Consider the following 14,392-nt stretch of genomic DNA (forward strand, 5'->3'; position numbering starts at 1 on the left):
AGGAAATCATACCTTAAAGATTATTAGTTGAGGTGTGGTATGCAAATGACAAAGAATAACAATCAAACTGACAATGTAAGTATATGGTGTGTTATCAGTATGGCCTCTATTCCACTCGTCATGACTCTGGGTAATTCTATGCTTATACCTATTTTGCCTGTTTTAGAAAAGAAAGTAGGTATCAGTTCTTTTCAGTCAAGCATGATTATTACTAGTTATTCCATTGCAGCTATTTTTCTTATACCTGTAGCAGGTTATCTTTCCGATCGTTTTGGAAGAAAAATTGTCATCTTACCTAGCCTTATACTAGCTTTAATCGGGGGTCTTATCGCTGGTTTTGCTTCTTGGAAAATAGATGACCCGTTTTTTTGGATTATTATTGGAAGAATTCTTCAAGGTATAGGTGCGGCTGGTGCAATGCCAATCGTATTGCCACTCGTCGGAGATTTATATAAAGATGATGATGAAAAAACCAGTTCCTGTCTCGGCCTTATTGAAACCTCTAATACTTTCGGCAAAGTTTTAAGCCCAATTCTGGGATCTGTTTTAGCAGCAGTATTATGGTTTTTACCTTTCTTCTCCATTTCGGTCTTTAGTTTAATTTCTATTGTCATGATATTTTTCTTTGTAAAAGTACCAAAGGAAAAAGATGAGCCAGTAAAGTTTAAAGACTTTCTAAGTAATACTAAAAAGACATTCAAGAAGGAAAGTAAATGGCTTTTTACTGTATTTATAAATGGTGCTTTTGTTATGCTTCTATTATTCGCCGTTTTGTTTTTCTTATCCGAAATGCTTGAAAAAACACATGATATAAAAGGAGTAAAAAAAGGTTTTGTGATAGCTATTCCACTTCTGATGCTTTGTATTGCTTCATATATAACCGGCCGTAACATTAAGGGTAATGTTTCTACTATGAAAAAAATGACAATGATTTGTTTAGTTGTTATGTCAATCAGTGTAGCATTTATAGGATTTACTAAAGACAAACTAATTCTATTATTGATCGTTACGAGTATAATGGGTATTGCGATCGGCGCTTTGCTACCAGTGTTAGATGCACTCATAACGGAAAATATAAAAAAAGAAGAGCGTGGTACCATCTCTTCCTTCTATAGCTCAGCAAGATTCATCGGAGTTGCAGCTGGTCCACCAATCATGTCACTAGTTATGAAAAATTATCTCAATATTAGTTATATTATTGCTGGCGCAATAGGAATTGTTCTTTTTTTCATAGCGTTGAAAATGATAAAAGTAGATGAAATTGAAGGGCAAAATCATAAGGCATAAATATAATGGACTGGGAAGCATTAAGCTAACCAGTCCATTTTTAAAATTCAATTTGATTTTAAACTATAAAGAATAAGTAATATCCCCGCAAATAAGCAGACCATTCTAGTTAAGGAAATTTTTTCAGATAAGCCTGTTAAACCAATTCCAGTTGTTACGATTAAAACGATCGGTCCTACTAAAGCTAGTAAGGAGTTAATATAAAATGCTTTTTCTAAATCATTAAATTTAATCATAAGCATTGCTGCAGATAACTCAATACTCCCAGAAAGTAACCTAAGTATAATAATAAATAATAACGCCTTCTCAATAATCAGTTCTTCTACCCCTCTTTACTAAAAGAATATGTACTATTGAGATTATATGTATACTGCTTAAATATTATATATATCAACTAAAATATATTCACAAGAAAATCCCAAGCCGCATTAATTTTAAACTTTTCCAGATCTATGATCACCCTCTCTTTTCTCGATAACTTAATGGCGTTTGGATGTCCATCACAAGCCCACTGAATGCTCTGTTCAAAGAAAAAGTTGATAACTCGTTAATGAATATATAGAACTTGTCCCCTATAAAGTTGAAAGTGTTCACTAGACGAACGAGGCAATTTAGTTACATAATGAAAAGTTGGAAACATTGATGTAAAGATATCTTTACATCAATGTTTTTTTGTTTTATACTAAAGGTAAAGATATCTTTACATCATCCCGAGAGGAAGTTAGTTGGATTTGAAAGTAAAAAACAGAATTAAAGAGATACGTCTAGCAAAAGGGATTAGCCAAATTCAAATGGCAGAAGATTTACAAATTACAAGACAAACGATTAACGCGGTAGAGAATCATAAGTATAATCCAAGCTTGGAGCTGGCACTCAAGTTGATAAAATATTTTGATATAACCTTGGATGAAATATTTACTTTAGAGGAGGAATAACATGAAAATTTGCAAATCATCATAGTCTGTACACTGATTTTTTCAATGAGTATCGGTTTTTACTTGGGTAGTTTGATGGTCCCAGATTTACCTGTTGGAACTATGATTGCAGGAATTATTGGTTCGGTTGTAGGTGTAGGTATTGTTCTTGGAACGATCAAATTCCGTGAAAGCCGAAAGAAGCATAATATACCTGATATTGATGAAAGAACATGGATAAATATTAAAAACTTCTATGCAATATCATTGTATATAGTTCTATTTGGAAGCATGTTAATTGTTTGTTTACTTATTGCTTTTGGAACAGAAACAATTGAATTAGGTGCTTTAAGTATATATTTATTAATCCTATTTTTTTTATTAGTCATTGGAACACTAGTTGTTAGAAGACAATAATGAGACAAAACCGCATATCTCGGGATTAAAGAATATGCAGTTTGAGTTTGCTATAGTGAAGAAAATTTGATTTGTTGGTTGTGAGTAGAACTGATCTAGTAACTTATTTCATTAACGGGTGCTTTACTTCACAAAGGAGTACGCCCTTTTTTCTTATAGAAGTAACGAGCATTTTAGTAATTACAAGAAATGGGTGTTAAACATGAAAATAAAAACTTTGCCATTAAAAGTGGGACTCTTACTCTTGAGTATCTTTCAAGTCTATACAATTTTGACTAGATGGGGCGAGGACATCCAACAAATATTTTTTGCCAGCATGATTTTGGTAGGGTGTATATTATTGCTGATGACAGACAGGTTTTTTAAAAGAGACAATCGAAATAACCATACAAAATAAAAGAATTTTTTTGAATGTATTTAAAGTCACGTTAACGTTAAGTAAATTACTAAAATACAATTAGATGTAAATAGACTTAAAGAATTTAATTTTCCCAATGAAACAGGTGAATATTAAATCGAAGTAAATCTCATTTCAAGTATTGGGATAGCTCAATATGTTGGAAGTATTCTAGTAGACTAATGGGATTTCAACAATTGAAGTAATTTTAAAAGGGTGCTTAGTTAAAAAAGACAAGTAAAAATGAACTTGGAAATAGATTTTCCAGTTCATTTTTTTATGAGCATCTTTAAACAATCCTAATTTTAATATAGCCAAGATAAAAAAGGATTCCTCATGACTAGTGTCACGAGAAATCCTTTTGAAATTTACTTATTTTTTAATTTTAAGCTCAGGCTTAACTCATCTAACTGAGCCGTTGCTACTGCGCTAGGTGCTGATGTTAACAAATCACTTGCACTTGCTGTTTTCGGGAATGCAATTGTATCACGTAGATTTGTACTACCAGAAAGAAGCATTACCAATCTATCTAATCCAAATGCAACTCCGCCGTGTGGAGGTGTTCCATATTCGAAAGCATCCATTAGGAAGCCAAATTGAGCTCTAGCTTCTTCTTCTGAAAATCCAAGTATTTCGAACATTTTTTCTTGAACTTCTCTCGAATAAATACGTAAAGAGCCTCCGCCCAATTCATAACCATTTAACACTAAGTCATAAGCTTGCGCACGTACCTTACTTGGATCTGTATCCATTAATGCAAGGTCTTCATCAAAAGGTCTTGTGAAAGGATGATGCGCTGCATAGTAACGACCTTCTTTTTCGTCATATTCAAATAATGGCCAGTTCACAACCCATAAGAATTCATAGCGTGACTCATCGATTAAATCAAGTTCTTTTCCGAGTTTTAAACGTAAAGCTCCTAATGCATCTGCCACCACAGATGTTTGGTCTGCGACAAATACTAATAAATCTCCAGTTGTTGCCTCTAATGCTTGGATAAGGCTCGTTGCTGCTTCTCCTTCGAAAAACTTAGCAATAGGACCCTTCAATCCTTCTTCGTCCACTTTTAACCAAGCAAGTCCTTTGGCGCCATAAACACCAACAAATTCTCCAAGAGCATCTATATCTTTTCGAGAATAATTGGCTGCAGCACCTTTAACATTTATCGCTTTAACTTGTCCTCCTGTTTCCACTGCGGATGAGAACACTTTGAACGAACTATCTTTCACTATTTCCGAAAGATCTACTAGTTCTAGACCAAAACGAACATCGGGTTTGTCTGATCCAAAGCGATTCATCGCCTCATCATAGTTCATCCGGTTGAACGGGATAGTAACATCAACGTTTTTAACGTCCTTCATAATTTTTTTCATCATACGTTCGTTCATTTCCAATATTTCATCCATTGATAGGAAACTCATCTCCATATCTATTTGTGTGAATTCTGGTTGACGATCCGCACGTAAATCCTCATCACGGAAACAGCGAGCAATTTGATAGTATTTTTCAAATCCACCAACCATTAATAACTGTTTAAATAACTGTGGTGATTGAGGAAGTGCGTAAAATTCTCCATCATGGACACGACTTGGTACTAAATAGTCACGTGCTCCTTCAGGGGTAGACTTAGTTAAAATTGGTGTTTCTACTTCTAAAAATCCTTCTTCGTCTAAGAAGCGTCTTACTGTTTTAGTAATATCTGAGCGCATTTTGAATGTATCGTACATTACTGGTCTTCTTAGGTCTAAGTAGCGATATTTTAAACGGATATCTTCTCCGACGTCCGTTTGGTTCTCTATCGCAAAAGGAGGGTTTTTTGATTCATTAATGATGCGAGCTTCCGTTGCATGTACTTCAATTGCCCCGGAAGAAATATTTTTGTTTACTTGATTGGCTGCTCTAGCAACTACTGCACCTGTAATTTCAACGATAAATTCATTACGCAATTTATCTGCGATTTGAATAGCTGATTCGGAAATCTCAGGATTAAAGACCACTTGCACTAGCCCTGTACGATCACGTAGATCCACAAATATTAATCCACCTAAATCTCTTCGTTTTTGTACCCACCCGATTAGTTGGACTGTTTCACCGATTTGTTGTTCGTTTAATTGCCCACTTGTATGTGTTCTTTTCATTATTCCTCTGCCTCCAACTGTGTTGAACTAGTTTTGATTTGATCTATTAATGCACTCAAAGGAACTAAGTTTTGAGTGCCAGTTGCCAAATCCTTTAACATAACACTTTCTTTTTCTAATTCATCATCACCAATTACAATTACATATTTTGCTCCTAAGCGATCAGCAGACTTCATTTGTGTTTTCATTTTACGTTCTAAATAATCCATCTCAGCTGTGATTTTTTGCTGTCTTAGTTGATAAGTCAATTCGACTGCTTTTTTCTTAGCAGCTTCCCCTAATCCAATCACATATACGTCTAGAGTCGATTGTTCAGACCACTCATTGTTTTCTGCCTCAATAGCTAACAACAGTCTCTCAATACTCATAGCAAATCCGATGCCAGGAGCATTTGGTCCACCTAACTCTTCTACAAGTCCGTTGTATCTTCCGCCACCTGCTAGTGTAGTGATTGCCCCAAATCCTTCGGCAGCGCTCATAATTTCAAATGCCGTGTGGTTATAATAATCCAAACCACGTACCAAGTTAGGATCTATTTCAAATGGGATATTTAAGATTGATAAGTATTCCTTCACTTTATCGAAGTAAGCAGCAGATTCTTCATTTAGAAAATCTGCCAAAGAAGGGGCTGTTTCCATTAACGGATGATTTCGATCTACTTTACAATCCAATATTCGAAGTGGATTTTTTTGTAATCTATTTTGACAATCTGAACAAAACTCTGCTATATGTGGCTCGAAGTGACTAACTAGTGCAGTTTTATGTGACACTCTGCTATCTGTATCTCCAAGTGAATTAATCACTAACTTAAGCTTTTTTAAACCTGCCTTTTGATAGACAGACATTGCCAATGAAATAACTTCCGCATCAATTGCAGGATCTGCACTTCCTATTGCTTCTATTCCAAACTGTACAAATTGGCGATATCTTCCTGCCTGTTGTCGTTCATAACGGAACATTGGTCCCATATAGTAAAGTTTCACTGGCTGATCTGCGTAACCAAACATTTTATGTTCTACAAATGCTCTTACCGCAGACGCTGTACCTTCTGGTCGCAATGTAAGCGATCGATTCCCTCTGTCTTGGAATGTATACATTTCTTTTTGAACGATATCCGTTGTATCTCCAACACTTCTAGTAAATAATTCAGTATGTTCAAAAACAGGGGTTCTAATCTCTTTATACTGATACATTCTACATTGTTCTCTAATTAGTTCTTCAACTGCTTGCCACTTGCCTGTTTCTGATGGCAAGATGTCTTGTGTTCCTCTTGGTACTTTAATATCCATGGTAACTGCCCCTTTCAATAACATATAAAAAAGCCCTCATCCCCTGCTAAAAATAGCAAGGGACGAGAGCTTATATAAGCTTCCGCGGTTCCACCCTAGTTGGTCAAAAATATTGACCCTCTCAATTCTGGATAACGGCCAGTTCCGTTTCTGCCTACTAAAGAAAAATCTCTTTCGACAAAAATCCTCTCGAATGTTGTTCACTGAATGCGTATGTAGGAAAGATTTCAGCCACGTCTTTCCTTCTCTTGTCATCCGTTTTAGACAGCTACTTTTTCGGTCATCGGTTTGTTTTAGTTTTTGATTATACTTTATCTTAATGACGTACGACAAATAAGTCAACCCTTTTGAAGAAAAGGTAGAATTTTTAGCTAAGACTATTTACAATGGGTATAGAGGTGATCCAATGAACACTAAAATAATACATAGAATAACTGTTATTTTTTTATCTACATTACTACTTCTACCATACGTACAAGCTGATGCACAGGAGAATGAAGTGACTGTTAATGTCGCATCTTTAAAAGTACGAACAGGTCCAGGTCTTACATATGACACGATTGGCTCCGTTACAAAAAACGACAAGTTAGACATAATAGGGAAAGAAAATGATTGGCTTCAAATTAATTTTGGAGGCACTACTGGATGGGTTGCTAGTTGGTACACAACGAAAGAATCGCTTAAATTAAGTAATAAGCAGATTGTGTCTAAAGTAAATCAATTGAATGTCCGTACCGAACCTACTACTTCTTCTGCAGTTATTGGTCAATTAAAAGAAGGTGATACTTCAAATGCATATCAATCTCAAGAGGATTGGGTAGAAATAGACTATCAGGGTCAAAAAGGATGGGTCAATCAATCCTATATTACTGTTACGGAGCAAACGATAAAAGAAGATACGTCCTTGCCTTCTGGCAAAAACATATTTGAGGTTTCAGTCAATACCTTAAACGTTCGTTCAAAAGCAGATTTAACATCAAAAACAATTGGCCAGGTTAATAAAGGAGACCAATTTGCAGTTATTAACTCTAATCATAACTGGGTGCAAGTAGAACTGAAAAATGGCGATAAAGGTTGGTTGTATAGTTTTTATGGCACTTTCTCTAGTTCAGCAACAACTGGAACCGAGAAAGAAAATGGCACTATTACTATTCTATATAACGGGACAAACCTTCGTTCTGACAGTACTACTAGTAGTGAGGTAGTCACCAGGGCCGATGCTGGCACGACATTTCCAGTAGCTGAAAAAACTAATGATTGGTATAAAGTTATGGTAGGTGATCAAACTGCGTATGTTGCAAGCTGGGTAGTTTCAGCGTCATCCACCACATCTAATGTGAAGAAGGATCCCGAAAACAAAGTCAAAACGGATAAAAAGAAAGCTGATCGTAAAAAAGGCACATTAAAAGGTCTGACTATTGTAGTCGATGCTGGCCATGGCGGGAATGACCGCGGGACAACCGGGGCACTTGGAACGGATGAAAAAGATATTACGTTGATGACTTCAGAGTTATTATCATCCAAATTACAAGCAGCTGGCGCTAATGTAATTTTAACAAGAGAATCAGACGAATATGTAGATCTTCGAAAACGAGTATCAATTGGTCATCAAGTAGATGCAGATGCATTTATTAGCTTACACTATGATGCTATCGATAATAGTTCCATTAGGGGCTTCACGACTTATTATATGCACAGTTATCAGAAAGAATTGGCTACGTATGTCCATAATGGACTTGGTAATATGATTTCCTTAAAGGATAGAGGGACCCAGCCGGGTGACTATTTAGTATTACGTGAAAACAAGCAAAAAGCTATATTAATAGAATTAGGTTATTTGAGTAACGCTTCTGAAGAACGGAATGTCACTACACAAAACTATAGAGAACAAGCGACACACGGCATTTATAATGGCATCATTAACTACTTTAATGCTCAGTTGGATTAACTCTTAGGTCATAAACTGTTTCTATCGTTTTAGATGAGCTTTGGACAGACGTTTTGCTATATGATTACCGAGTGATTTTAAAGTGCTATTGGTTGTGACGTTCGTTTGCCACAACCAATAGCACTTTTGTTCTGTAATCAGATGAGCTATCACAACGACGAGATAGTGACGGCGATAGCTCATCGCTCACCCCAGGAAAGCGTCAACCTTTAACAGTAATCACAATGTTATTCAATATATACTTTCTAATTCTTAAAAAAAGTTGTACAAATTACTCCTAGTTAGAGTAATTTATACAACTTTTTTGTTTTTTAAGCTTCTAACATAATCGTTACTGGACCATCATTCGTAAACGTGACGTCCATCATTGCGCCAAATACGCCCGTTTCTACTTTTAGCCCTTTTGCTAGTAGTTTGTTATTGAAAAGTTCCCATAATGGTTTTGCCATTTCAGGTCGAGCTGCATCGGTAAAGCTTGGTCTTCTGCCTTTTCTTGTGTCCGCATATAAAGTGAACTGGGAAACTGACAAAATACTTCCTTGTACTTGTTCTATAGAGTGATTCATTTTACCTTCGGCATCCTCAAATAAACGAAGAGCTACCACTTTCTCCACTAAATAATTTATTTCTTTTTCAGTGTCTGTTGTAGTAATACCAACTAATAATAAATAACCGTTTTCTATCTTTCCAGTAACTTGTCCATCTACAGTCACACTTGCATTTTTGCAACGCTGCAACAATACCTTCATGAAAATAAACTCCCTTTAATTGATAATTCTTTGCACCGAATATATATCAGGCAATTGTTTTATACGATCGGCTACCCTATTTAAGTGGGCCGTATTGGAAATTAGGATGGTTAAATGAATAATTGCAATATCATTTTCTGATTTACCGTTCACTGCAGCAATATTCGTTTTAGATTCATTTACCACTTGTAATACCTCATTCAACAAGCCTGAGCGGTCGTATGCCGACACTTCTATGTCCACTTGATACTCTTTTTTCATTGGAGAGTCAGATTGTACCCATTCTACTTCAATGATACGGGAAACTGTGTCATCGTTGTGTACATTTGGACAATCCGCACGATGGACCGAAACCCCACGACCTTTCGTGATAAATCCGACGATATCATCACCTGGAACTGGGCTACAGCATCTGGATAAGCGAATGAGCATATTCTCAATTCCCTTAACAATCACACCTGATTCTGTTGTTTTGTTAACCGTTGGTGTTTGCATTTCAGTTGTTATTTTCTCTAAAGCTTCTTCTTGATCACGAATTTTCCGCATTTTTTCTGCTAGACGATTCACCACTTGCTGAGCAGTAATACCATTAAAACCTACAGCTGCATATAAATCTTCTTCTCCAGCAAATGCGTATTTATCACATACACGCTTTATATTTTCAGCTGTTAGTACTTCTTTTAGATCAAATTCTTGTGATTTAATCTCTTTCTCTACTTGTTCTTTTCCTTTAATAACATTCTCATCACGCAATTGTTTCTTAAAGAACTGCTTGATCTTATTTTTCGCTTGCGATGATTGTGCAATTTTAATCCAGTCTCTACTTGGACCAAAAGACTGTTTGGAAGTTAGAACTTCGATGATATCCCCTGTTTTTAGTTTCGTGTCTAGTGGCACCATTTTACCATTCACTTTTGCACCAATAGTTTTGTTTCCAACTTCTGAATGCACTCGATAAGCAAAATCTATTGGAACCGAACTAGCCGGAAGCTCTACTACATCCCCTTTTGGTGTGAAAACATAGACCATATCAGAGAATAGATCAAACTTTAAAGATTCCATAAATTCTTCTGCATTCGAAGATTCATGTTGATATTCTAAAATTTCTCTAAACCATGTTAATTGTGAATCAATTGTCTTTTTATCAGCTTCTACTTTTTTACCTTCTTTATAAGCCCAGTGAGCAGCAACACCGAATTCTGCAATATTATGCATTTCTTCTGTGCGGATTTGAACTTCTAAAGGCTCTCCGTTAGGGCCAATGACAGTTGTATGTAATGATTGATATAAATTTTGTTTTGGCATAGCAATATAGTCTTTAAAACGACCAGGCATTGGTTTCCATAGCGTATGAATAACTCCTAGAACAGCATAACAATCTTTAATACTATCTACGATAATACGCATCGCAAGTAAATCATATATTTCATTGAATTGTTTGTTTTGGACGACCATTTTCCGATAAATACTATAAATATGCTTTGGACGACCAGAAATATCAGCTTCCACTTCCATTTCAGCTAACTGTTTACTAATATCTTCCATGACATTACTTAAATAGGATTCCCGCTCTGTACGTTTTTTCTTCATAAAATTAACAATACGATAATATTGTTGAGGATTTAAATACCGTAAAGAAGTATCTTCTAATTCCCATTTCACAGCGGAAATTCCCAGTCTATGCGCTAAAGGTGCAAAAATTTCTAAAGTTTCGTTGGAGATTCTACGTTGTTTTTCTTCTGGGAGATGTTTCAAAGTACGCATATTATGTAAACGATCCGCAAGCTTAATAAGGATAATACGAATGTCCTGAGCCATTGCTATGAACATTTTCCGATGATTTTCAGCTTGTTGTTCTTCTTTGGACATGTACTTAATCTTACCTAATTTAGTAACGCCCTCTACTAACAAAGCGACTTCTTCGTTAAATTGCTCCACAATATCATCACGTGTATATTCTGTATCTTCTACGACATCATGTAAAAAACCAGCAGCAACGGTTTCTGGATCCATTTGAAGATCAGCAAGAATACCAGCTACTTGAATAGGATGCAGAATATATGGTTCACCCGAATTTCGGAATTGTTCTCTATGGGCATGCTCTGCTAATTCGTAAGCTTTCTTTACAAAGTTCACATGCTCTTCATTCATATAAGTAAAGAGTGTTTCAAACACATCTTCTGCTGTCTTCACTTGATCTTTTGCCATGCCAATTCACCTGATTTCGTTTTATATTTCTAAAATAGTTTATAAGCTATATTGTATAAAAAAAAAGAGGGACTTGTAAAGTCCACCCTAAATAAGCTTGCCTAATGCAAACATATATTCACAAAATGATCAATATTGCATCAATGTGCAAATATCATAATTCTCTAATTTGTTGCGACCTTCTAAGTATGTAAGTTCTATTAAAAATGCACAACCTACAACTAAACCGCCTAATTCTTCTACTAATCGAATTGTAGCATCTATTGTACCGCCTGTCGCTAATAAATCATCAACGATTAACACACGTTGTCCTGGTTTTACAGCGTCCTTATGCATAGTTAGAACATCTTTTCCATACTCTAAGCCATATTCTGCACGGATTACTTCACGAGGAAGCTTCCCCTCTTTACGAACAGGTGCAAACCCAACGCCAAGTGCATAAGCAACCGGACAGCCAGTGATAAATCCACGTGCTTCAGGTCCTACGATAACTTCAGCATTCACTTTTTTTGCATATTCAACAATTTGATCCGTTGCGTATTTATATGCCTCTCCATTATCCATAATTGAAGTAATATCTTTAAAACTAATACCTGGCTTCGGCCAATCTTCAACTGTTGTTACATACTGCTTCAAATCCATACTTGCTCCTCCTCAGGAACGGTTTGTACTGCTATTCGCTCTTCAAACCATTGTTTCAGCTCCACATATGGCCCATATAATAATTTTTGTTCTAGATCCATCTGTTTCTCACGCTGTTTGTATGAAGGCGCCTCTGATAAATCCTTTTTCACTGGACTTTCATTGAGCACTATCATCCCATTGTCTATTCTAACAAAACTAAGTTCAAAAAACACCCTCGACATAAAATTAAATGTATTTTGACTCCATCCAGTATGTTTAGACAATTCATGAATATGCTGTTTCAATGCAAATGTTTTTCTTTTTGTAAGGAAAGAAAAATACCATTTAAATTGATCTCTCGTCGGTAAGCCTTCAAAGTAAGAAGACTCATTGGTAAAGAAGTGTGCATATATTCTTTTCCACGAGTGAGATTGGATTAGTTTGACCAGTGATTCTTCCTCTTCCGGTAAATCTAATAGCACTACATATTTCGCTTGTACCGGCTGCTCCAGTAGTTCACTCATCAGATATAAACTATGATCAATGATTGTACTAAAATGCTTAATCGTATCCTCATTAAAAGCAACATATACGGTATCCTCTAAAGGAATAAGGGGTTGCCATCGAGTCACCTGGCGAATACCTCTAATATCAAAAAGCTGCCACTCATCCGTTTTTATATCCTGTATCATCAATTGCGCTTTTTTACGTCCATTCCATTCATTGATCTGTAAATCCCCAATAAAAGAAAGTTTAGTCGTTGGAGCTATTTCGTCCGCTAATTGCCCTTTTCCAAATCCAATTGCATCTAAAAGGATAGCCCCTTGTTTTAATTCCATTTTCAAATGATTTTGTGCTGAGCCTATTTTCCGCACAGTTGAAACTTCTACATTTTCTATGCAGTAGACTGGTTTTGCAAAACCCATTCCAAATGGAGCTAGTTTTTTTAGAGACTCAATGGATTCTGTCGATATTTCATCCATTTCTAATGGAACATCAATGGAAATAGTTGGTATTAATTGATCTTCCGATAAACTTACTTTCGCTTGTTCGTTTAATCTTAAACGAAACTCTTCCACATTTTCTAAAGGTAATGTCATACCAGCTGCCATTGGATGTCCACCAAAATGAGAAACAATATCTTGGTTTTTAGCAAGCTCTTTATACATATGGAATCCTTCAATACTGCGTGCTGACCCTTTAGCAATTTTTTTATCTTCATCAAATCCTAGCACTATAGCAGGTCTATAATACTTCTCCACTAATTTGGAAGCAACAATACCTAAGACACCAGGATTCCATCCTATTTTCCCTACTACTATGACACTTGCCCCATCCAGAGGGGGAAATAGTTCAAGTTGCTCCATTGCTTCATCTGTAATTTGCTTGACGATTGCTTGACGTTCTTTATTTTTTTCATTGAGCATATTAGCCATCGCTAGTGCATGATTAGGATTTTCAGTTAAAAACATATCTACACCAGGCGCTGCTTCACCAAGTCGTCCTACTGCATTAATACGTGGCCCAAACATAAATCCTACTGTTTCTTCATCGATTGAACGAAGATCTACTCCACTTACATTTGCCAAAGCTTCAATGGCTACAGAGTCTGTATGGTGCATCTGTTTTAAGCCTTGTTGAACTAAATAACGATTTTCTCCTGTCAATGAAACAAGGTCGGCTATTGTGCCAATGGCTACTAGATAATAGAATTCCTTAGGAATTTCCCCTAGTAAAGCATGAGCTACTTTAAAGGCTACACCTACTCCTGCTAAATGTGGGAAAGGATAGGTTGTCTCCTTTAAACTCGGATGTATTATAATATCTGCTATTGGCAAAATCTCACCAGGTTCATGGTGGTCAGTAACAATAACATCCATCCCTAATCCTTTTGCAAACTCAATAGGTTGTATACCTGAAATACCATTATCGACAGTAATGATTAGTTTTACACCTTCATCATAAGCTTCTTGGAACAAACGCTCACTTGGTCCATAGCCATCTATAAATCTATTTGGAATCTTATAGATGACATCAGCACCTAGTGACTCTAGCGCTTTAACCATGATCGTTGTGCTAGTAATACCGTCCGCATCATAATCACCATAGACCATTATACGTTCTTCCGTTTCCACTGATTGATGAACACGTGCTACCAGCGCTTCCATGCCTGGAAACAAAAATGGATTGTGTAATTGGTTTTCCGATACTTGTAAAAATGATTTTGCATCTTCTATATTTTCAAACCCTCTAGAGGCTAATACTTTTGCACAAACACTCGGTATAGAAAGCTCTTTTTCTAACATTTCTACTACTTCTATATTAGGCCTTGAAACTTGCCATATTTTCTGAGATTCGATCATATTATTCACTTCCTTATAATCTATTATACCTCATCTGAGGTAGATACGTTGTGAAAAA

General features: G+C 36.0%; 11 protein-coding genes and 1 other annotated feature. Of the genes, 4 read left to right on the plus strand and 7 right to left on the minus strand.

Features of this window, described 5'->3' with window-relative positions:
- Positions 1-45: 45 nt before the first annotated feature.
- Positions 46-1,287, plus strand: coding sequence for an MFS transporter (locus MKX53_RS10915; RefSeq protein WP_340911213.1), 1,242 nt, complete (start codon positions 46-48; stop codon positions 1,285-1,287).
- A 47-nt stretch (positions 1,288-1,334) separates the two neighbouring features.
- Here the strand turns inward: MKX53_RS10915 and MKX53_RS10920 are convergent, their stop codons facing one another.
- A complete protein-coding gene (locus MKX53_RS10920) occupies positions 1,335-1,601 on the minus strand; it encodes a YqhV family protein (protein WP_340771425.1) in 267 nt (88 codons plus the stop codon).
- 417 nt (positions 1,602-2,018) lie between these two features.
- Between MKX53_RS10920 and MKX53_RS10925 the strand changes: the two genes are divergently transcribed.
- Complete coding sequence (locus MKX53_RS10925) at positions 2,019-2,222, plus strand: helix-turn-helix transcriptional regulator (protein ID WP_093537085.1); 204 nt, start codon at positions 2,019-2,021, stop codon at positions 2,220-2,222.
- A 9-nt stretch (positions 2,223-2,231) separates the two neighbouring features.
- Positions 2,232-2,618 carry a hypothetical protein gene (locus MKX53_RS10930; RefSeq protein ID WP_340911215.1) on the plus strand — a complete coding sequence of 129 codons (387 nt, stop codon included), beginning with the start codon at positions 2,232-2,234 and terminating at the stop codon, positions 2,616-2,618.
- Between the two features lie 765 nt (positions 2,619-3,383).
- Here the strand turns inward: MKX53_RS10930 and aspS are convergent.
- On the minus strand, positions 3,384-5,156 hold the full coding sequence (aspS, locus tag MKX53_RS10935) for an aspartate--tRNA ligase (RefSeq protein ID WP_340832050.1): 1,773 nt from the start codon (positions 5,154-5,156) through the stop codon (positions 3,384-3,386).
- Positions 5,153-6,442 carry a histidine--tRNA ligase gene (gene hisS / locus MKX53_RS10940; RefSeq protein ID WP_340911219.1) on the minus strand — a complete coding sequence of 430 codons (1,290 nt, stop codon included), beginning with the start codon at positions 6,440-6,442 and terminating at the stop codon, positions 5,153-5,155. The genes aspS and hisS overlap by 4 nt, the downstream gene beginning before the upstream one ends.
- A gap of 55 nt (positions 6,443-6,497) precedes the next feature.
- Positions 6,498-6,735, minus strand: a binding site (T-box leader).
- A 113-nt stretch (positions 6,736-6,848) separates the two neighbouring features.
- Between hisS and MKX53_RS10945 the strand changes: the two genes are divergently transcribed.
- Positions 6,849-8,390, plus strand: a complete 1,542-nt coding sequence (locus tag MKX53_RS10945) for an SH3 domain-containing protein (protein ID WP_340911221.1) — start codon at positions 6,849-6,851, stop codon at positions 8,388-8,390.
- Positions 8,391-8,701: 311 nt separating this feature from the next.
- On the opposite strand, the gene dtd is transcribed toward MKX53_RS10945, so the two are convergent.
- The 4 genes from dtd to recJ form a co-directional block, all read right to left on the minus strand.
- Positions 8,702-9,139 carry a D-aminoacyl-tRNA deacylase gene (gene dtd / locus MKX53_RS10950; RefSeq protein ID WP_340911223.1) on the minus strand — a complete coding sequence of 146 codons (438 nt, stop codon included), beginning with the start codon at positions 9,137-9,139 and terminating at the stop codon, positions 8,702-8,704.
- A gap of 15 nt (positions 9,140-9,154) precedes the next feature.
- Entirely contained in the window at positions 9,155-11,347 is a 2,193-nt protein-coding gene (locus MKX53_RS10955) for a RelA/SpoT family protein (protein WP_340911226.1), read from the minus strand.
- A gap of 129 nt (positions 11,348-11,476) precedes the next feature.
- A complete protein-coding gene (locus MKX53_RS10960) occupies positions 11,477-11,989 on the minus strand; it encodes an adenine phosphoribosyltransferase (RefSeq protein WP_093537034.1) in 513 nt (170 codons plus the stop codon).
- Positions 11,980-14,334 (minus strand): single-stranded-DNA-specific exonuclease RecJ, encoded by a 2,355-nt coding sequence (gene recJ / locus MKX53_RS10965; protein ID WP_340911229.1) that lies wholly within the window; start codon positions 14,332-14,334, stop codon positions 11,980-11,982. The genes MKX53_RS10960 and recJ overlap by 10 nt, the downstream gene beginning before the upstream one ends.
- Between the last annotated feature and the right edge of the window lie 58 nt (positions 14,335-14,392).

This window comes from Psychrobacillus sp. FSL K6-4615 (assembly GCF_038008225.1).
In the GTDB taxonomy this organism is placed as follows: Bacteria; Bacillota; Bacilli; order Bacillales_A; family Planococcaceae; genus Psychrobacillus; species Psychrobacillus psychrotolerans.

Bases quoted from the DNA above. Each gene is read 5' to 3' on its own strand.
- MKX53_RS10945 (WP_340911221.1), top strand. From the start codon at position 6,849: ATGAACACTAAAATAATACATAGAATAACTGTTATTTTTTTATCTACA.
- dtd (WP_340911223.1), bottom strand. From the start codon at position 9,139: ATGAAGGTATTGTTGCAGCGTTGCAAAAATGCAAGTGTGACTGTAGAT.
- MKX53_RS10960 (WP_093537034.1), bottom strand. From the start codon at position 11,989: ATGGATTTGAAGCAGTATGTAACAACAGTTGAAGATTGGCCGAAGCCA.
- MKX53_RS10955 (WP_340911226.1), bottom strand. From the start codon at position 11,347: ATGGCAAAAGATCAAGTGAAGACAGCAGAAGATGTGTTTGAAACACTC.
- MKX53_RS10915 (WP_340911213.1), top strand. From the start codon at position 46: ATGACAAAGAATAACAATCAAACTGACAATGTAAGTATATGGTGTGTT.
- recJ (WP_340911229.1), bottom strand. From the start codon at position 14,334: ATGATCGAATCTCAGAAAATATGGCAAGTTTCAAGGCCTAATATAGAA.
- hisS (WP_340911219.1), bottom strand. From the start codon at position 6,442: ATGGATATTAAAGTACCAAGAGGAACACAAGACATCTTGCCATCAGAA.